Below are 18,102 nucleotides of genomic sequence, written 5' to 3'. Positions count from 1 at the left end.
ACCGTGTTCGCCACCGAACCGCTGAGGATCGTCGCCGTCTCGGCCGGGCTGAGCAACCCCTCCTCGACCCGGCTGCTGGCCGACCGGCTGGCCGCCGCCACCCGGGAACGGCTGGAGGCCGACCAGGACCGGGCCGTCGAGGTCCGGGTGATCGAGCTGCGCGACCTGGCCCACGACATCGCGTCCCACCTGGTCAGCGGGTTCCCGTCCGAGACCCTGGCCGAGGCGATCGCGGCCGTGACCGGGGCCGACGGGCTGATCGCGGTCTCGCCGGTCTTCACCGCCTCGTACAGCGGACTGTTCAAGTCGTTCTTCGACCTCGTCGAGAACACCGCGCTGACCGGCAAGCCGGTGGTCGTCGCCGCGACCGGCGGCACGGCCCGCCACTCGCTGGTGCTGGAGCACGCGATGCGCCCGCTCTTCGCCTATCTGCGGGCGGTCACCCTGCCGACGTCCGTCTACGCGGCCTCGGAGGACTGGGGCGGCTCGGGCGACGACCACACCGAGGGCCTGCCGGCCCGCATCCGGCGCGCGGGCGGCGAGCTGGCGCAGGCCGTCTCCGGCGGCCGGGCGGTCTCCGGCGCGTCCAAGACCCTGGGTCTGGACGACGAGGTGGTCCCCTTCGAACAGCAGCTGGCCGCGCTCCGGCCGGCCTGATCACCCCGAGCACTGTGGTTTTGTCCGTTTTGACTACAGTGAGTCGGGAAGGCGCGTGGTGCGGGCGACCGCACCCCGCCCGCAGGTGCGAGCCACAACCGAGCTGGAGGCAGAGATGGGCAGGATCGTGGTGGGCGTGGACGGCTCCGAGTCGTCGATCAAGGCGCTGCACTGGGCCGTGCGCCAGGCGGAGCTGACCGGGGACACGGTCGAGGCCGTCAACAGCTGGGAGTACCCGACGACGAGCTGGGCGTCGATGATGCCGGGCATGCCGGAGGACTTCGACCCGCAGGCCGTCGCCACGGTGTCGCTGAACGAGGCCCTGGAGGAGGCGCTCGGCGCCGAGGGCGCCGCCGCCGTCACCAAGGTCATCGTGATCGGCAACCCGGCGCAGGCCCTCCTCGACCGGGCGAAGGGCGCCAATCTGCTGGTGGTGGGCGCGCGCGGGTACAGCGGCTTCAAGGCCACGCTGCTGGGCTCGGTCAGTCTGCACGTCACCCAGCACGCGCCCTGCCCGGTGACCGTCGTCCGCGACTGATCCCGGCATCCGGTCCCCGGCACGCGTCCGGCCCGCGCCCCCGCAGGGGCGCGGGCCACAAGCGCGGACGCTGCCCCGGGAGGGCTCAGTCCTCCCGGGTGTAGAACATGTAGTACGAGGCCAGCAGCATCGCCGCCCCCGTCAGCAGCCCGAGCACCGACGCCGACAGCACGCTCTTGCCGGACAGGCTGTACAGGAAGCCGATCGAGCCGCCGAACAGCGCACCGTACGCGGCCGCGCTCAGTTCGCGCGGCAGGCGCCGCTGCACCCGGCCGAGCCCGAAGCTGAGCACCGCGAGCACGGCGCCGGAGACCAGGCCGAGCGCGAGCTGCGTACCGGTGAGCACTCCGCCGCCCCGGACGATCGAGGTGGCGTACCAGCCGAGGATCACGCCCAGGGTGACGGGCACCGCCCAACTGAGCGTCGACCGGTGCCGGGGACGCGCGTGCGCTCCGCGCGCCGGCGCCGAAACGTGTGTGGCCATGGCTGAGAGCTCCTTCCGTCGCCCCCGCTTTCCCTCCAGGGCACACCCGGCCGGGTCCCCCGGCAACTCGGATGGGCTACGGCCCCCGGCACGCCCCGGCCATCCGGGATTCCCTGGTGGGGTGCGGACCTACATCTCGGCGGTGCTCTCGGCGGCCTTCCTGGTGCTGCTCGCCGTCCTGGTGCCGCTGAGCGCGCTCTCCGCCTGGGTCGATCTGGAGATCGACGACACCGACCGGTACGTGGCCGCCGTGGCGCCGCTCGCCTCCGACCCCGATGTGCGGGACACGGTCGCGGATCTGATCACCGACGAGGCGATGAAGCAGATCGACGTGGGACCGCTCCAGGAGCCCGTCCGCGACTTCCTCCACCAAGCCGTCGGGTCCTTCACCACCACCGAGGCGTTCCAGGCCGCGTGGAACGCCGCCAACCGCACCGCCCACGAAGCCGTCACGGCCGCGCTCGACGGGCAGACCGGCGAGAGCGTCACCATCGATCTGGCCCCCGTCACCGAGAAGGTGAGACAGAACCTCGTCGACAACGGGGTCCCCTTCGCCGACCAGATCCCCGTCGAGCACACCGACATCCGGCTCATCTCCGCCGACCGCGCCGACCAGTTGCGCCAGAGCTTCCGCTGGCTGCGGGCCGCCAGTGTGTGGCCGGCCGTCGGCACCCTGCTGTTCACGCTGCTCGGCCTCGTGGTGGCGTGGCTGCGCGGCGGCCCGGACCGGCGCGGCCGGGTCCGCGCCCTGCTCGCCGCGACCGCCGTCGCCGGGACCGGCTACGCGCTCGGCGCGCTGGTGCTGCGCGGGGCGCTCGCCCTGGCCCGCGACCGGATCCTCGCGGAGGTGAACGGCACCGAACGGGACGCGGCGGCGGCCGTCTACGACGCGCTGACCGGCTCGCTGCGCACCACGGTGTGGATCGTCCTCGGCGTGGGCCTGGCCTGCGCGGTCTGCGCGGTGGCGACCCGGATCCGGTACGGGCCGAAGCCCTCCGCCCCGGCCGCGGCCCCGGTGGCGGCGGCGCCGGCCGCACCGCCCCGCGCCTGAACCCGCCGGTCCGCCGCGCCGAAGTGCGCGGCGGACCGGGCCGGGCAACAGTGGAGGAGGTGACTGCCGGGGGCGACTGGGAGGTCTTCCGCATGCGCGCCATCGCCGTGAGCACGCTCAGCGCCGGTCCCGCCCTCGTCGAACTCCCCAAACCCGAGCCGGCCCCGGGCGAGGTGCGGGTGCGCGTCGAGTACGCCGCGCTCAACCCGCCCGACCGCGAGCTCTCCGGCCGGCGCCCGCCGCCCGGCCCCCCGCTGGTGGTCGGCGTGGACTACGCGGGCCGGGTGGACATGATCGGCCCGGGGGACAACCGCTTCCGGGTCGGCGACCACGTCTTCGGCCGGGCCGGCGGACCGGCGGCGGGCGCGGGGACCTACTGCGACTACGTGTGCGTCCCCCAGGAATCGGCGATCTCCCTGGTCCCGCGCGGGCTCGACGCCCGGATCGCGGCCGCGCTGCCGTCGGCCGGAATGGCCGCCGCGCAGATCCTGGAGGCGGTGGGGCCGCGCGGCCACGAGAGCCTGCTGGTCGTCGGCGCGGCGGGCGGCGTCGGCAGCTGCCTCACCCAGCTCGCCCGCGCCCGCGATGTGCGGGTGATCGCCGTGGTGCGCGGGAGGGAACGGGCCAGGATGGGGTCGCTGGGCGCCGCCGTCACGGTCGACACCACCCGGGGCGAGGTCGCCGGGGCGATCCGGGAAGCCGGTCCGGACGGGGTGGACGCCCTGGTCGACCTGGCCTCCGCGACGCCCGCCGCGTTCGCCGCGTACGCCGCGACGGTCCGGCCCGGCGGCATCGCGCTCTCCACCAGGGGGGTCGCGGCCGGGGCGGGGCCCGGTGGCGGGGTCCGCCCCGTCGACTTCCGCCTCGAACCCACCCCGGTCCTGCTCGACGTGCTCGCCGCCGGCGCCGCCGAGGGCGTCCTGCGCGTCCCCATCGAGGCCGCACTCCCGCTGGCCGAGGCGCCGAGGGTGCTGGACCCGGGGCGCAGCGGCGGGGCACGCGGCAAGACCGTCTTCGTCCTGCGGGACCATGGAACCTGCTGAACGCGGAACAGGGACGAGGGGGACGCGGGTGACCACCGGGACCGAGGGAAAGCCGTCCACCACCCCGGCGCAGCGCCGGGGCACACCGCCGGTCTGGCTGCGCTATGGTCTGCGCCCCCGCCCCACCCCCGTGCCCTGGGCCGCCGTCGGCCGCGCCGCCGTCGCCCTGGCCGCCCCGCTCGCGGTCGGCTTCGCCGCCGACCGGCCGGTGTACGGGGCGCTGGTCTCCATGGGCGCGCTCTCCGGGGTCATCGGCGACACCGCCGACGCGTACCGGATGCGGGTCCTCAACATCGCCGTGCCGCAGGTGTTCGGCGCCCTGGGCCTCATGACCGGCACCCTGGTGTACGGCACGGGCTGGACGGCCGTCCTGGTGCTCACGCTCATCGGCCTGGTCTCCGGAATGATGTCGACGATCGGCGCGGTCGCCTCCGTGTCCGGTCTGCTGCTCCTGCTCAACGCGGTGGTGGGGGCGGGTCTGCCGATGCCGGACCCGTGGTGGGTGGCGCCGCTGCTGCTGACCGTGGGCGGTCTGTTCGTCCTGGCCCTCACCCTGCTGGCCTGGCCGTTGCGGAGCAAACGTCCGGAGCGGGCCGCCGTCGTGTCCACCTATCTCGCGGTCGCCGAACTGCTGGCCGCCGCGGGCGGACCGGCGTACGAGGCGAAGCGGCAGGCGGTCACCGAGTCCCTCAACACCTCCTACGACCTGATCCTCGCCCACCGCAGCCGCTACCACGGCCGCAGCGGGACGGGGGTGCGGCTGCTCTCCCAGCTCAACGTGGTCATCCCGCTGGTCGAGGCCGCGCCCGCCGTCCACGTGCGCGGAATCCGGCTGCCGGACGCGATCCCGGAGGCCGTGCGCGGGCTGGCCGCCGACATGGCCGCCGGGCGCACCGGCGGCGGCGAACCGGACCTGCCCGCGCCCGACTCGCCCGCCACCCGGGCCGTCGACGGCGCCCTGCGGCACGCCGCCGTGGTCGTCCACAAGACCGACCCCGCCCCGTTCAACGTCGACGACCGGCTCGGCCGCCCGGCCGCGCTCGGCGTCCGCGTCCGGCGCGCGGCCCGCACGGTGCTGCTCTCGGGGACGTCCTGGCGGTACGGGCTGCGCCTGGCGCTCTGCATCGGACTGGCCCAGGCGCTGACCTCGCTGATCGCCGTGCCCCGCTCGTACTGGGTGGCGCTGACCGTCACCTTCGTCCTCAAGCCGGACTTCGGTTCGGTGTTCTCCCGCGCGGTGCTGCGCGCCGTGGGCACGGCGGCCGGGCTCGTCGTCGCGGCCCCGGTGCTCGCGGAGGTGCCGATCGGGTGGTGGGACGTGCCGGTGATGATGGTGCTCGCGGCGCTGATCCCGGCGCTCACCGCGAAGGGCTACGCCTTCCAGACGGCGGCGGTCACCCCGGTCATCCTGCTCCTGTCGGACCTGCTCAACCACCAGGGCGTCGGCCTGGTCTGGCCTCGGCTGCTGGACAGCCTGATCGGCTGCGGAATCGTGCTGGTGGCCGGATATCTGCTCTGGCCGGAGAGCTGGCACACCCGGATCGGGCACCGGCTGGCCGACGCGGTGGCGGACACCGCCGGCTACGTCGCGTACGCCTTCGAGCCGGGCGGCGACAGGGCGGAACGGGTCCGGTCGCGGCGCCGCCTCTACCGCGACCTGTCGTCCGTGCGCTCCGAGTTCCAGCGCGCGCTGACCGAGCCGCCGCCCACCGGACCGCGCGCCGCCGCCTGGTGGCCGCTGGTGGTGGCCGTGGAACGCATCGTGGACGCCACGACGGCGGCCCGGGTCCGCGTCGACCACGGAGCGCCGGAACCGGAACCGGAGGAGGTGGCCGCGGTCGCCACCCAACTGCGCGAACTGGCCGAGGGGCTGCGGGCCAGCGAGGTCCTGGTGGAGGTGCGCGCCGAACTCCCCGGGGACGAGCACGGCGTGTTGGCCCCGCTGCGCCAGGAGGTGGCGGCGGCGCGGGCGATCGCCTCGCCCGCGCCGTAGGAAGCCCGTCAGTCCACGGGGCCGCCGCCCCGCAGCCGGTCCATCTCGCGACGGTCCCGCTTGGTCGGCCGGCCCGCGCCCCGGTCCCGTACCGGAACCTGGATCGCGGCCTCGCGGGGCGGCGGGGGCGGGCTGTTGTCGATGAAGCACTCGGCCGCCGCCGGCGGCCCGACCCGCTTCTTGACGATCTTCGACACCACGACGATCCGGTCCCGGCCCGCGTGCCGCAGCCGCACCTCGTCGCCGACGCGCACCGCCTGGGCGGGCTTGGCCCGCTCACCGGCGACCTTCACATGTCCGGCGCGGCAGGCGGCGGCCGCCTGTGCGCGGGTCTTCGTGAGCCGGACCGACCAGATCCAGACATCGACCCGCACACTGCCCGCCGCCTGCGGCGCCTCACCCGAAACCATGGGTCCGACTGTAGTGCGGGGCGCCGGACCGATGCGGTCCCCGGGCGGCGGTCAGCCGAAGGAGGAGACCACGTCCGCCATCGGGTAGCTGTACACCTCACGGGCGCAGGCGGAGCAGTCGGCGGTGGTGGCGTGCTCGCTCAGCGACCAGAGCCTCGGCGGGAGGTTGTCGCCGCGCCCGTGGGCGAGGTACAGGTCCTCGGGTCCGATCGTCGACCGCAGGGTCTTCGCGTTGCCGACGAGCCGCGCGGCGCCGTCGACGGTGCCCACGGTGGCCTGGAGCAGCAGCCCGTGGGACGAAGCGTTGCTGCGGTGGAAGTACCAGGCACCCTCGTAGCGCATCGCGCCCTGGAACTTGTGCCACAGGGCCTCGCCGTTGAACGTGGCTCCGACCGGGAGCCCGTACGCCTCGTCGGCGCTCACGGCCGTGCCGGTCGCGCCCTCGACGGCGGCGGCGAGCGAGGCCATCGGGTAGGTGGCGACCCGGCCGGGGTCACCGCCGTTGTTGGTGTTGCAGTACTCCCCGATGATCATGTGGTCGGTGCCCGTGCGATCGAGCGAGAGGTACGAGGCCTTGGGGCGGCCGGTGTTGTAGCACTGGTTGCCGGAGGTCGGGCCACCGTTCTTGGCGGCGGTGAACTTCAGCGACGCCACCTGCGGCATCACGTAGCGGTAGCCGTAGGCGTACCAGACGTTGCTCTGCCGCCCGATCCGCTTCTTGTCCAGGACGTCGCTGACGAGCCCGTCGGGGGTCGGGTCGTTGACGTCCGCGTCGTTGTCCGGGTTGAGGTCCAGGATCCGGCGGAAGTCGAAGACCCGCATGCCGTTGGCGGTGTCGGCGACGTAGAGGTAGTTGCCGTACCAGACCATGCCGCCGGCGTGGATGCCGTTCTGCGCGGCGCAGCTCGGCGTGACGGTGGAGACGCAGCTGCCCTCGGCGGCGTGCAGGGCGTCGAAGGAGATGTGGTCCTTGGAGTTCATGTACGGCCAGGCCAGCAGCACATGGCGGTACATCCGGGTCTTCTGGTTGAAGAAGGTGACCCGGACGCCCTTCTCGTTGCAGGCGTCGCTCGCGGACGTCTGCACGCAGTTGTCGCGGCCGGCCGCGTAGTCGCTGCGGCCCGGGTTCTTCGCGTCGTACCCGGCCACGGCGACGGGATCGGCGTCCGAGGTGCCCCAGTCCTCGTCCTCCTGGGCATCCGAAACACCCGAAATGGCCTGCGGCACCCATTCGGTGGAGACGGCGTCGTCGGACTTCCAGCAGAAGCGCTGGTCGGCGGTGAGGTCCGGGCCGTAGACGGTGGGCGATCCGCAGGCGGGGGAATCGCGGTTGGCCTGGGTCATCAACTCGGTGAGCCCCTGACTGGGAAGGCTCGCCGTCAACTTCGCGACCAGCCCGGACAGATCCGTGCCCTTGGCCAGCGCGAAGTCGGCGGGCCGGCCGGGCGCCGGGGCGGCCGCCGCCAGGGCGCCCCGGCTCGCCGCGGCCGTGCCGGGCCCGGCCGTATCGTCCTGCTCGCCCTCGGGTTCGTCGTCGAACCCGTCGTCGGGCATGCCCTCGTGGCCCTGTACGGGGTCGTCGGCGGCAGGGGCCGCGGTGGCGGGACCGGCGGCGGGGGCGGAGGCGTAGGCGGCCGGCACCAGGCCGGAAAGCATCGCCCCGGCCGCGGCGGCACAGGCCGCGAGCCGTATTCGGCGGGATGGGTTCCGCATGGGAGAGCCCTTCTTGTCGCGCATGGGAGGAACAAAGAAATCGGTGTGCCTGACTGAGCGTCAGGCACACCGTTCGATCACGCTAGCAACAAGAAAGAGCACCTTGCGGCAGACATCGGTCACTTGACGACGACACCCACAAGGTCCGCACACCGCCCGCACAGGACTCGGTCCGGAATCGGTCCGGAGTCGGTCAGGAATCGGTCCGGAATCGGTCCGGGATCGGTTCACCCACAGGGCGGGCCGCACCACCGGAGGGCCGGATACGGCCGCTAACCTTACGTATCCGCCCTGGCCAGGGATCAATTCCCGCAGTACGGACATATATCGCACCCAACTCATGCGAAAGGCCTCGCCCATGGGCATTCGGAGCTTGCTGCGCAAGGTGTTCGGCCGTGACCGCACGGAGCAGGACGAGCCGACCACGGCCACGGTCCCGTCCCAGAGCGAGCGCACCCTGGCCACGGAGCCGGCGCCGGAGCCGGAGCCCGCGGGCGCGTCGGAGCCGGTGGCCGAGGCCGCGTCCGAGCCCGCCCCAGCCGCCGCCGCCCGGACCACCGTCCCCGCCCCCGCGTCCCCCAGGCGCTCCACGGCGTCGGAGGACGGCGGAGCCGCCGCCGACCTGGTGGCCGCCGCCTTCGACAACCCGGCCGCCCCCGCCCCGAAGCCCGTGGCCACGGTCCCGGCCCAGAGCGAGCGCACGGCGGTGACGGAGGCGAAGCCGGAGGTGGCGAAGCCGGAGGTGGCGAAGCCGGAGGTGGCGAAGCCGGAGGTGGCGAAGCCGGAGGTGGCGAAGCCGGAGGTGGCGAAGCCCGAGCCGGTGAAGGCCGAGGCAGAGACGAAGCCCGAGCCGGTGAAGGCCGAGGCAGAGACGAAGCCCGAGCCGGTGAAGGCCGAGGCAGAGACGAAGCCGGAGCCGGTCAAGGCCGAGCCGACCGCCACCGCCGAGCCCGCCACCCAGGAGCCCGAGCCCGCCACCGAGGAGCCCGCCCCGGCCCCCGAGCCCGAGGCCGCCACCCCGGAACCGGAGCCGGAGCCGGCCCCCGCCGAGGAGCCCACCCCCGCCGCCACCGAACCGGCCGCCGAGGAGCCCGCCACCGCCGAACCGGCCGCCGAGGCCCCTGCCCCCGCGACCCCGGCGCCCCCCGCCGGCAAGCCCGCGCTCACGCTGGCCAAGGTCAAGACGCGCGCGCCGGAGCTGGTCGGGATGTACAAGGCCGCCCAGGCCGGGCTGAAGGCCCACGGCCTGACCGGCGCACGGGCCGCCGTCTACCTGGTGCTCGACCGCTCCGGCTCGATGCGCCCGTTCTACAAGGACGGCAGCGCCCAGCACCTGGGCGACCGCACGATGGCCCTGGCCGCCCACCTCGACGAGGCCGCCACCGTCCAGGTGGTGTTCTTCTCGACCGACATCGACGGCACGGGCACCGTGGAGCTGGACGGCCACGCGGGCCGGATCGACGAGCTGAACGCCGGCCTCGGCCGCCTCGGCCGGACGAACTACCACCGCGCCGTCGAGGAGGTCGTCTCGCACTACGAGGCGTCCGGGCGGACCGGACCGGCGCTGGTCGTCTTCCAGACGGACGGCCCGCCGGACGTCAAGCAGGCCGCCCGCCAGGCACTGACGGACGCGGCCCGGCTGCCGCTGTTCTTCCAGTTCGTCGCCTTCGGCGAGCAGGACGCCAAGGGCTTCGACTTCCTGCGGAAGCTGGACGCCCCGAACGCCGGCTTCTTCCACGCCGGCCCCGCGCCCCGCGAGGTCGCGGACGCCGCGTTCTACCGCGAGGTCCTGGCCGCCCCGGCCGCCTGGTTCGCGGCCCGGGAGCCGGAAGCCGGCGCCTGACCGGCCGGCAGGCGTACGGTCACGGCGAGCCCGCCCTCCGGGCCCGGCACCGCCGTGACCGTACCGCCGTGCGCGACCGCGATGGAGCGCACGATCGACAGGCCGAGCCCCGAGCCCGGCCCCGTCCTGTCCCGCCCCTCACCGCGCCGGAACGGCTCGAAGAGCCCGGGGACGTCCGCCGCGTCCACCACCGGCCCGGTGTTGCGCACCTCCAGCAGCACCCCCGCGCCGACGTGCGTCAGGGACACGTCCACCCGCCCGCCGGGCACGTTGTACGTCGTCGCGTTGGCGACGAGATTGGCCACCAGACGGGCCAGCAGCACCCGGTTGCCGCGCACCTCGCACGGCTCCGCGTCCACGGTCGCGCCCGGGTGGCAGGCCGACTCCTCCGCCACCACGCGCGCCAGGTCCACGGCCTCCCGCTCGCCCTCCCCCAATCCGCGCTCACTGCGCGCGAGCAGCAGCAGCCCCTCGATGAGCCGTTCGCTGCGCCGGTTGTTGTCCAGCAGCGTCTGCCGGGTGCGGACCAGGTCCTCCGGCGTCGGATCGTCCAGGCCGATCTGGATCGCGGCCCGCTGGGTGGCCAGCGGGGTGCGCAGCTCGTGGGAGGCGTTGGCGATGAACCGCCGCTGGCCGTCGAACGCCTTCTCCAGCCGGGCGAGCAGCGCGTCGAGGGTCTCGCCCAGCTCCTTCAGCTCGTCGTCGGGGCCGTGGGAGCCGATCCGTTCGTGGAGGGTGTGCGCGGAGAGCCGGCGGGCCTTGGCCGTCATGGCGTGCACGGGCCGCAGGACCCGCCCGGCGGTCCACCAGCCGACCGCGACCGCGCAGGCCGTCATCACCAGCAGGGCCGCGATCGACCAGTACAGGAGCTCGTCCCCGGCCGCGTCGCTGACGTGGTCGGTGAGGTCGTAGACGGTCGGCGGGCCGAGGTTGCGGCGGGTCACGAGGGGGCCGTTGACCGCGTAGCCGGGCTGGACGACGGCGGCGCTCCGGGCGATGGCGCGCGCCTGGGAGTCCGTTCCTGAGCGGGAGGCCAGATTGACGGTCGCGAGCAGCGCCGTACCGAGCACCAGGAAGACCCCGCCGTACACGAGCGCGATCCGGGTCCGGATGGTGAGGCGGGGCAGGAGGGCCGGGCGCTTCACAGGGCGTACCCCACGCCCTGCACGGTGCGGATGACGTTCGGCTCGCCGAGCTTGGCGCGGAGCTTGCTCATGCAGACGCGGACGGCCCCGGTGAAGGGGTCGGCGTTGGCGTCCCAGGCCCGTTCCAGCAGCTCCTCGGCGCTGACGGTGGCGCCGTCGGCCTCCAGCAGCAGCTGGAGCACGGTGAACTCCTTCGGCGAGAGGTCCAGCTCGCGGCCGTCGCGGCTCGCGGTGCGGCGCACGGTGTCGAGCCGGATGCCGTGCCGGGCCAGCTGCGGCGGCACGGGGCGGGCGCTGCGCCGCCGCAGGGCGCGGACCCGGGAGACCAGCTCGGGGAACTCGAAGGGCTTGCCCAGGTAGTCGTCGGCGCCCAGGTCGAGGCCGGAGACCCGGTCCTCCATGCTGCCGGCGGCGGTGAGCATGAGAATCCTGGTGCGGGAGCCGGAGGCGACCAGCTGGCGGGCGACGTCGTCGCCGTGCACCCGGGGCAGATCGCGGTCCAGGACGACGACGTCGTAGTCGTGCAGGCCGAGGTAGGCCTGGGCGGCGTCGCCGCTGTACACGGTGTCGACGGCGAACCCGGCCCGTCGCAGCCCGGTGGCGACCAGTTCCGCCAGAATCTCCTCGTCCTCGGCGACCAGTACCCGCATCGTGATGTCCCCTGCCTCGTGCATGCGTGTCCACTCCCTCCCAGGATGCGTCTTTGCTACGGGAAGGGATGTTTCGCAAAGGTCTCCGTCCCCGGGGCGGGGTTTATCCGTGCGAGGGGTTCTCCCCCGGACCGTTAGGATTTCGACCATGGCGGCCACTGGATCCGAGAAGCAGGCGGCGACGGCGTTCTACGTCTCGACCCCCATCTACTACGTAAACGACGCTCCTCACCTGGGCCACGCCTATACGACCGTCGCAGGCGACGTGCTCACCCGCTGGCACCGCCAGCGCGGCGAGAAGGTGTGGTACCTCACCGGCACGGACGAGCACGGTCAGAAGATCATGCGCACGGCCGAGACGAACGGCGTCACACCCCAGGAGTGGTGCGACAAGCTCGTCGAGGAGTCCTGGAAGCCCCTCTGGGAGCACCTGAACATCGCGAACGACGACTTCATCCGGACGACGGAGAAGCGGCACACGGACCGTGTGCAGGAGTTCGTGCAGGACCTGTACGACAAGGGCGAGATCTACAAGGGCGGCTACGAGGGCCCGTACTGCGTGGGCTGCGAGGAGTACAAGCTCCCCGGCGATCTGATCGAGGACGAGGACGGCGTCAAGCTGTGCCCGATCCACAAGAAGCCGGTGGAGATCCTCAAGGAGGAGAACTACTTCTTCAAGCTCAGTGAGTACGGCCCGAAGCTCCTGGAGTTCTACGCGGCCAACCCGGACTTCATCCAGCCGGAGTCCGCGCGTAACGAGATCGTGAACTTCGTGAAGCAGGGCCTCCAGGACCTGTCGATCTCCCGCTCGACGTTCGACTGGGGCGTCCCGGTCCCGTGGGACGACAAGCACGTCATCTACGTGTGGGTCGACGCCCTGCTGAACTACGCGACGGCCGTCGGCTACGGCGCCAACCAGGAGAAGTTCGACGGCACGTTCCCGGCGAACGTGCACCTGATCGGCAAGGACATCCTGCGCTTCCACTCGGTCATCTGGCCGGCCATGCTGATGGCGCAGGGCCTCCCGCTGCCCGGCAAGGTCGTCGCCAACGGCTGGCTGATGGTCGGCGGCGAGAAGATGTCGAAGTCCAACCTGACCGGCATCAAGCCGCAGGACCTGACCTCGCACTTCGGCGTGGACGCCTACCGCTGGTACTTCCTGCGGGCCATCGCCTACGGCAGCGACGGCTCCTTCTCCTGGGAGGACTTCAGCGCCCGCTACACCTCCGAGCTGGCCAACGACTACGGCAACCTCGCGTCGCGGGTCGCGGCCATGGTCGGCAAGTACTTCGGCGGCGCGCTCCCCGAGGCCACGGCCGCGGGCGAGGCCGAGCAGGCGGTCCGGGACGGACTGGCGAAGGCCGTGGCCACGGCCGACCGGAAGATCGGCGAGGAGCTGGACTTCCAGGGCGGCATCCTGGCGGTCTTCGACTTCGTGAAGCAGGTCAACGGCTACATCACGGAGCAGGAGCCGTGGAAGGTCGCCAAGGACGACTCGCCGGAGGGCCGCGCCCGCCTGGCGACGATCCTCTACACGGCCGCCGAGTCCCTGCGCGGTGTCGCGGTCCTGCTCAACGCCGTCATGCCGGAGACCTCCCAGAAGCTCTGGGAGTCCCTCGGCGCCGAGGAGTCCCTCGGCGCCCTGGCCGACCAGCCCGTCCAGGACGCCGGCACCTGGGGCCTCCTCCCCGCCGGCGCCACGGTCACGAAGGGCGCGGTCCTGTTCCCGCGCCTGGAGGAGAAGACCGCGTAAAGGGGCTGCACCCACGCGAGAGGGGCGGGACCGCACCACGGTCCCGCCCCTCCGCCGTATCCGGGGGTCAGCGCGTCCAGTCCTTGAGCGGTTCGGTGTCCAGCTCGATGCCCACCGGATCGGGAAGCCGGACGCTCTTGCCGAACGGCACGGTCACCACCGTCTCGTACCGCACCCCGTCGGGCTGCGAGTGCACCTTGACCTCGCAGGTCTCGCGGTCGATGAGCAGATAGACCGGGATGCCGGTCTCGGCGTACGCCCGCGGCTTCTCGACCCGGTCCCGGCGGTCGGTGTCCTCGTCGTAGGAGGTCACCTCGACGACCATCAGAACGCCGTCCGGGCTGGCCCATTCGCCCTGGCCGACGAAGGTGCCACTGCGGGCGAGCGCCCCGTCGGGCCGGGCGTTCCCCTTACGGTACGTCTCGATGCGCAGGCCCTGTTCGGCGTAGAGCCAGCGCCCGGGATCGGCCTGCATGCACTGCCGAGTAAGCCACTCGATGATCCGCCCGTGGTCCCCGTCCGGCACAGCCTTGACCCCCAACTTCCCGTTCACGAATTCCAGACGCAGCGCTTCTTCCATGCGTATGGCGTGACGGGCCAGATCCTCGAAGACCTCCTGGGTCAGCACACGGTCGTCAACCACGGTCACGCCAGCCTCCTCGGAATCGGTCGGGCAGATCCAGACTACGGGCGGTGGCCTGGGCTCGCGGTCCGTTTCAGCCGCTCAGCGACGCCGCGTCCCCCATCACGATCACGGGCTCCTTCGCCGGGTCGAGCACGGTGAGGAGTTGTTTCATGCGGTCCTCGGTGACGGAGACGCAGCCCTGGGTGGGGCCGCCGTGGTCGACGTGGATCCAGATGCCGCCGCCGCGTTCGTCGCCGAGGGGGCGGGTGGGGTCGAGGGGGGAGGTGCCGGGGACGCGGTTGTAGTCGATGGCGATGACGTAGTCGAAGGAGCCCTCCAGCGGTTCGCCGTGGAAGCCCTCGCCGTGGGCCGTGAAGTCGGGGCTGAGGTCGTACGGGAAGGCGGTGGCCGGGGGTTCGAGGCGGCCGCCGGCGGCGGTGAGGGAGAAGACGCCGACGGGGGAGCGCAGATCGCCCTCGTAGTGCTCGGGGGTCCAGCCGTTCAGGGCGTTGTGGGCGGGCCAGGGGGCCAGGGCGGTCTGCCAGCCGAGGGCCGGGTCGTCCCGGGTGTAGAGGACGGCCGTGGAGCGGTTGGAGTCCGGGGACTCGCCGGTGACGACGAGGGCCTGACGCGCCCCGTCGGGGATGCGCGCCCTGGTCCGGGGCCCGAGCCCGGGGATCTCGCGCGGCGGGGCGGGCGGGCGCGGCCGGGCGGAGGCGGAGGCGGAGGCGGCACCGGGCGGGCCCGGTACGCCCGCGGCACCGTCCGCCCGGGTGGTGGACCCGCCCCCCGGCCCGCCGAAGGCTCCCGATCCGTAGCCGGCCAGCAGCAGGAGGACGGTGGCGCAGACGACGTACGGGAGACGCAGCGGAACGCGCGGACGGGGCACGGGCACGGAGAGCTCCTCAGCGGTCGGGCGGCCGCCGGGCCGTCGCGGGCACGCGGGTCCGCCGGGCCGGGGTCGGTCCCAGGCAGTCTTTGCCGCAGCCGGAGACCGCCAATCCGTGGCCGGGGCCATCCGGGTCTCGTCGTTCGGGTGATTCGTCATATGGGAATGCCCGCGACCGGGCAGCGGACGACGCGGACGGCACGTGCAGGGGCCCGGCACCGGGGTGGACGCCCGGTGCCGGGCCCGTCGCCCCCGCAGCGGCGCGGAGGCATGAGGAAGCCGCTGGGGAAGGGGTGCGGGGTCAGTCCCGGCGGCTCACATCCCCGTGCCGTCGTGGGTCTCGTCCGGGTCGACGCCCATGGTGATCGAGCCGACGACCCCCCGGTCCATGTGCTTCCTGCGGTACGAGAGCTTCATCAGCCCACCGGTGACGCCGCTCTGGTCGTAGATGGTGTCCTCGGTCAACGTGGTGCGGGTGGTGGTGCTGGTGGAGTACGGCGCGACCTTCGCCGAGTCGAGCACCGCCGCCTCGGCGAAGAAGAACTGGCCGGTGTGGCAGGTGTGCCCGCCCTCGTAGCCCGCGTCGGTCATCGTCCCGCCGACATGCACCTTGGTGTGGATGTGCACGGCCCGGCCCTGGTACCAGCCCGGGAAGATCGTCCGGAACTCCACATAGCCGTGCTTGTCGGTGAGCTGGGTGCCGCGCAGGTAGCGCTTGTCGTCCGTCGGCTCGCTGTGGCCGCCAGGGCCTCCGGGGCCGCCGGACGGAGGCGCGCCGGTGGGCGCGTCCGTGGGGGCGCCGGTCGGCGGCGGCCCGGTCGGCGGGGTGCCGCCACCGCCGGGGCCGCCCTGGCTCATGCTCTCGTACCCCGAGTACAGCCCCAGCGCGTCGCAGTGCCAGATGTCCACGGCGGCCCGCTCGACGGGCTTGCAGGTGTCGGAGTCGATCACCTTGAGCCGGAGGGTCATCGGGATGCCCTCCTTGCCCTCCGTGATGTCCTTGCGGATCTTGTCGGCGTCGATGTAGTACGGGCCCTCGGTGGTCTCCGAGGTGAGCCGGTAGCACGCCTCCCTCGCGTCGGCCGGGTTCTTGCCCCGGCCGGCGCTCTCCCCGGCCGAGGCGTTCGCGACCGCCCCGGCGCCGATTCCGGCCGCCGCGACGGCCGCACCACCGGCCAGGAGCATGCGCCGGCGAGTCAAGTCCGCCTTGTGTGAAGGTTCTTGTGTGTCCGTCATGCGGGGGAGGCTAGACAGCCGAGCTGGCAGGGACATGGGCGCGGGCTGTGCGTACCTGTGTGTCTGCGGCGGCCCGGCCCCGGCTCCCGCTCCGTAGGCGAACCGCCCCGAAGAAGACGCGGAACGGCCCCCGCCGGGAGCCTTCGCTCCGGCGCGGGGGCCGTTTCACGTGAAACACGCCGGACGCACCCGATGGGCGCATCCCTCCTACTTGTCGGCGGCGTCCTTCGTGCCGGCGGCCGGCTTGCGGAGCTGGATGTTCAGCTCGCGCAGACGGGCCTCCTCCAGCACCGTGGGCGCGCCCATCATCAGGTCCTGCGCGTTGCCGTTCAGCGGGAAGGCGATCGTCTCGCGGATGTTGGGCTCGTCGGCCAGCAGCATCACGATGCGGTCGACGCCCGGGGCGATGCCGCCGTGCGGCGGGGCGCCGAGGCGGAAGGCCTTGAGCATGCCCGCGAACTCGCGCTCCACGGTGCCGCGGTCGTAGCCGGCGATCTCGAATGCCTTGATCATCAGCTCGGGCTCGTGGTTCCGGATGGCGCCGGAGGACAGCTCGATGCCGTTGCAGACGATGTCGTACTGCCAGGCGAGGATGTCCAGCGGGTCCTTCTCCTCCAGGTCCTTCAGACCGCCCTGGGGCATCGAGAAGGGGTTGTGCGAGAAGTCGATCTTCCCGGTCTCCTCGTCCTTCTCGTACATCGGGAAGTCGACGATCCAGCAGAAGCGGAAGACGCCCTCCTCGAAGTGGCCGGCGCGCTTGGCGGCCTCGACGCGGACGGCCGACATGATCTTGGAAACCTCGTCGAACTCGCCGGCCCCGAAGAACACCGCGTGGCCGGGGACGAGGGAGAGCCGCTCGGTGAGCGTCTTGATGTCCGCCTCGGTGAGGAACTTGGCGATCGGACCGGCCAGCGTGCCGTCCTCGCCCACGCGCACCCAGGCCAGGCCCTTGGCACCGTGCTCGACCGCGTACTCGCCGAGACCGTCGAAGAACTTCCGCGACTGACCGGCGGTGTCCGGCACCGGCAGGGCGCGGACGTGCTTGCCGGCGAACGCCTTGAACTCCGAGTCCGCGAAGACGTCGGAGATGTCGACCAGCTCCAGCTTGGCGCGGAGGTCCGGCTTGTCGTTGCCGTACTTCAGCATCGACTCACGGAACGGGATGCGCGGGAACGGCGAGGTGACGTGGCGGCCGTTGCCGAACTCCTCGAACAGCTCGGTCATGAGCTTCTCGATCGGGCGGAAGACGTCCTCCTGCTCGACGAAGGACATCTCGACGTCGAGCTGGTAGAACTCGCCCGGCGAACGGTCGGCGCGGGCGTCCTCGTCGCGGAAGCAGGGCGCGATCTGGAAGTACCGGTCGAAGCCGGAGATCATCAGCAGCTGCTTGAACTGCTGCGGCGCCTGCGGCAGCGCGTAGAACTTGCCCGGGTTCAGCCGGGACGGGACGACGAAGTCGCGGGCGCCCTCGGGGGAGGTCGCGGTGAGGATCGGCGTCGCCATCTCGTTGAAGCCGAGGGCGACCATCTTGGAGCGGATGGAGGCGATGACGGCAGAGCGCAGCATGATGTTGCGGTGCATGCGCTCGCGGCGCAGGTCGAGGAAGCGGTACTCCAGGCGGCGCTCCTCGTTCACACCGTCCTCGGTGTTGATCGTGAAGGGCAGCGGGGCGGCCTCGCCCAGCACCTCGACCTCGGAGACCTCGATCTCGATCTCGCCGGTGGGCAGCTCCGGGTTGACGTTGTCGGCGCCGCGGGCGGAGACCGTTCCGTCGACGCGGACGACGGTCTCCTTGGTCAGCTTCGACAGCGCCTCGTTGGCGGGCGTGCCCGGACGGGCGACGAGCTGCACCAGACCGTAGTGGTCGCGCAGATCGATGAAGAGGATGCCGCCCAGGTCTCGGCGATTGTGCAGCCAGCCGCTCAGCCGGACGTCGGTGCCGACGTCAGAGGCGCGGAGCTCGCCGCAGGTGTGGGACCTGTACCGATGCATCGTCGTTCATCCAGTCTTCGCGGTTGGGGTGGATTCAGCCTCCCCAGGCTACCGCCCGCGACCGGAGCGTTTCATTGTCA

At 72.6% G+C, this 18,102-nt stretch carries 16 protein-coding genes; 7 read left to right on the top strand and 9 right to left on the bottom strand.

Going from position 1 to position 18,102, the window contains the following annotated elements; all coding sequences use genetic code 11:
• Positions 1-3 precede the first annotated feature (3 nt).
• Complete coding sequence (locus tag ACWCXC_RS03265; RefSeq protein WP_450681407.1) at positions 4-657, top strand: FMN reductase; 654 nt, start codon at positions 4-6, stop codon at positions 655-657.
• Positions 658-772: 115 nt separating this feature from the next.
• Positions 773-1,195, top strand: a complete 423-nt coding sequence (locus ACWCXC_RS03260) for a universal stress protein (protein ID WP_383632106.1) — start codon at positions 773-775, stop codon at positions 1,193-1,195.
• Positions 1,196-1,280: 85 nt separating this feature from the next.
• On the opposite strand, the gene ACWCXC_RS03255 is transcribed toward ACWCXC_RS03260, so the two are convergent.
• Complete coding sequence (locus ACWCXC_RS03255) at positions 1,281-1,679, bottom strand: hypothetical protein (RefSeq protein WP_450886277.1); 399 nt, start codon at positions 1,677-1,679, stop codon at positions 1,281-1,283.
• Between the two features lie 121 nt (positions 1,680-1,800).
• Here ACWCXC_RS03255 and ACWCXC_RS03250 point away from each other — a divergent pair, with 121 nt between their 5' ends.
• The 3 genes from ACWCXC_RS03250 to ACWCXC_RS03240 all read left to right on the top strand — a co-directional run bounded on the left by ACWCXC_RS03250 (position 1,801) and on the right by ACWCXC_RS03240 (position 5,766).
• Positions 1,801-2,730 carry a hypothetical protein gene (locus tag ACWCXC_RS03250; RefSeq protein WP_450681405.1) on the top strand — a complete coding sequence of 310 codons (930 nt, stop codon included), beginning with the start codon at positions 1,801-1,803 and terminating at the stop codon, positions 2,728-2,730.
• A gap of 92 nt (positions 2,731-2,822) precedes the next feature.
• Complete coding sequence (locus ACWCXC_RS03245) at positions 2,823-3,773, top strand: NADP-dependent oxidoreductase (protein WP_450886405.1); 951 nt, start codon at positions 2,823-2,825, stop codon at positions 3,771-3,773.
• A gap of 28 nt (positions 3,774-3,801) precedes the next feature.
• Complete coding sequence (locus ACWCXC_RS03240) at positions 3,802-5,766, top strand: FUSC family protein (protein WP_450886275.1); 1,965 nt, start codon at positions 3,802-3,804, stop codon at positions 5,764-5,766.
• 8 nt (positions 5,767-5,774) lie between these two features.
• On the opposite strand, the gene ACWCXC_RS03235 is transcribed toward ACWCXC_RS03240, so the two are convergent.
• Together ACWCXC_RS03235 and ACWCXC_RS03230 are read right to left on the bottom strand one after the other, a co-directional pair.
• Positions 5,775-6,176 (bottom strand): RNA-binding S4 domain-containing protein, encoded by a 402-nt coding sequence (locus tag ACWCXC_RS03235; protein WP_450681403.1) that lies wholly within the window; start codon positions 6,174-6,176, stop codon positions 5,775-5,777.
• A gap of 51 nt (positions 6,177-6,227) precedes the next feature.
• Complete coding sequence (locus tag ACWCXC_RS03230) at positions 6,228-7,889, bottom strand: hypothetical protein (RefSeq protein WP_450681402.1); 1,662 nt, start codon at positions 7,887-7,889, stop codon at positions 6,228-6,230.
• 358 nt (positions 7,890-8,247) lie between these two features.
• Between ACWCXC_RS03230 and ACWCXC_RS03225 the strand changes: the two genes are divergently transcribed.
• The gene (locus ACWCXC_RS03225) at positions 8,248-9,732 is read left to right on the top strand and encodes a VWA domain-containing protein (protein WP_450886272.1); all 1,485 of its coding nucleotides are present in this window, start codon (positions 8,248-8,250) and stop codon (positions 9,730-9,732) included.
• Here the strand turns inward: ACWCXC_RS03225 and ACWCXC_RS03220 are convergent.
• Both ACWCXC_RS03220 and ACWCXC_RS03215 read right to left on the bottom strand, forming a co-directional pair.
• Positions 9,666-10,877 carry a sensor histidine kinase gene (locus ACWCXC_RS03220; RefSeq protein WP_450681400.1) on the bottom strand — a complete coding sequence of 404 codons (1,212 nt, stop codon included), beginning with the start codon at positions 10,875-10,877 and terminating at the stop codon, positions 9,666-9,668. The two genes, ACWCXC_RS03225 and ACWCXC_RS03220, sit on opposite strands and share 67 nt — an antisense overlap.
• Entirely contained in the window at positions 10,874-11,527 is a 654-nt protein-coding gene (locus tag ACWCXC_RS03215) for a response regulator transcription factor (RefSeq protein WP_450681461.1), read from the bottom strand. The genes ACWCXC_RS03220 and ACWCXC_RS03215 overlap by 4 nt, the downstream gene beginning before the upstream one ends.
• A gap of 148 nt (positions 11,528-11,675) precedes the next feature.
• Between ACWCXC_RS03215 and metG the strand changes: the two genes are divergently transcribed.
• Positions 11,676-13,280, top strand: coding sequence for a methionine--tRNA ligase (gene metG / locus ACWCXC_RS03210; RefSeq protein ID WP_450681399.1), 1,605 nt, complete (start codon positions 11,676-11,678; stop codon positions 13,278-13,280).
• Positions 13,281-13,347: 67 nt separating this feature from the next.
• Here metG and ACWCXC_RS03205 read toward each other — a convergent pair whose 3' ends face one another.
• The 4 genes from ACWCXC_RS03205 to aspS form a co-directional block, all read right to left on the bottom strand.
• Entirely contained in the window at positions 13,348-13,929 is a 582-nt protein-coding gene (locus ACWCXC_RS03205) for a Uma2 family endonuclease (protein WP_450681398.1), read from the bottom strand.
• 67 nt (positions 13,930-13,996) lie between these two features.
• On the bottom strand, positions 13,997-14,800 hold the full coding sequence (locus tag ACWCXC_RS03200; protein WP_450886269.1) for a L,D-transpeptidase family protein: 804 nt from the start codon (positions 14,798-14,800) through the stop codon (positions 13,997-13,999).
• Positions 14,801-15,109: 309 nt separating this feature from the next.
• Complete coding sequence (locus ACWCXC_RS03195; protein ID WP_450681396.1) at positions 15,110-16,030, bottom strand: intradiol ring-cleavage dioxygenase; 921 nt, start codon at positions 16,028-16,030, stop codon at positions 15,110-15,112.
• Positions 16,031-16,237: 207 nt separating this feature from the next.
• A complete protein-coding gene (aspS, locus tag ACWCXC_RS03190; protein ID WP_450886267.1) occupies positions 16,238-18,022 on the bottom strand; it encodes an aspartate--tRNA ligase in 1,785 nt (594 codons plus the stop codon).
• Positions 18,023-18,102 lie beyond the last annotated feature (80 nt).

The sequence above is a fragment of the Streptomyces sp. NPDC001515 genome (genome assembly GCF_053597115.1).
Note: the sequence above shows the minus strand (reverse complement) of the source record. Positions and strands in the feature narration are given on the sequence as shown.

Coding starts and splice junctions, on each gene's coding strand:
- ACWCXC_RS03260 (WP_383632106.1), top strand. CDS start 773: ATGGGCAGGATCGTGGTGGGCGTGGACGGCTCCGAGTCGTCGATCAAG.
- ACWCXC_RS03255 (WP_450886277.1), bottom strand. CDS start 1,679: ATGGCCACACACGTTTCGGCGCCGGCGCGCGGAGCGCACGCGCGTCCC.
- ACWCXC_RS03245 (WP_450886405.1), top strand. CDS start 2,823: ATGCGCGCCATCGCCGTGAGCACGCTCAGCGCCGGTCCCGCCCTCGTC.
- ACWCXC_RS03235 (WP_450681403.1), bottom strand. CDS start 6,176: ATGGTTTCGGGTGAGGCGCCGCAGGCGGCGGGCAGTGTGCGGGTCGAT.
- ACWCXC_RS03230 (WP_450681402.1), bottom strand. CDS start 7,889: ATGCGGAACCCATCCCGCCGAATACGGCTCGCGGCCTGTGCCGCCGCG.
- ACWCXC_RS03225 (WP_450886272.1), top strand. CDS start 8,248: ATGGGCATTCGGAGCTTGCTGCGCAAGGTGTTCGGCCGTGACCGCACG.
- ACWCXC_RS03215 (WP_450681461.1), bottom strand. CDS start 11,527: ATGCGGGTACTGGTCGCCGAGGACGAGGAGATTCTGGCGGAACTGGTC.
- metG (WP_450681399.1), top strand. CDS start 11,676: ATGGCGGCCACTGGATCCGAGAAGCAGGCGGCGACGGCGTTCTACGTC.
- ACWCXC_RS03195 (WP_450681396.1), bottom strand. CDS start 16,030: ATGACGGACACACAAGAACCTTCACACAAGGCGGACTTGACTCGCCGG.
- aspS (WP_450886267.1), bottom strand. CDS start 18,022: ATGCATCGGTACAGGTCCCACACCTGCGGCGAGCTCCGCGCCTCTGAC.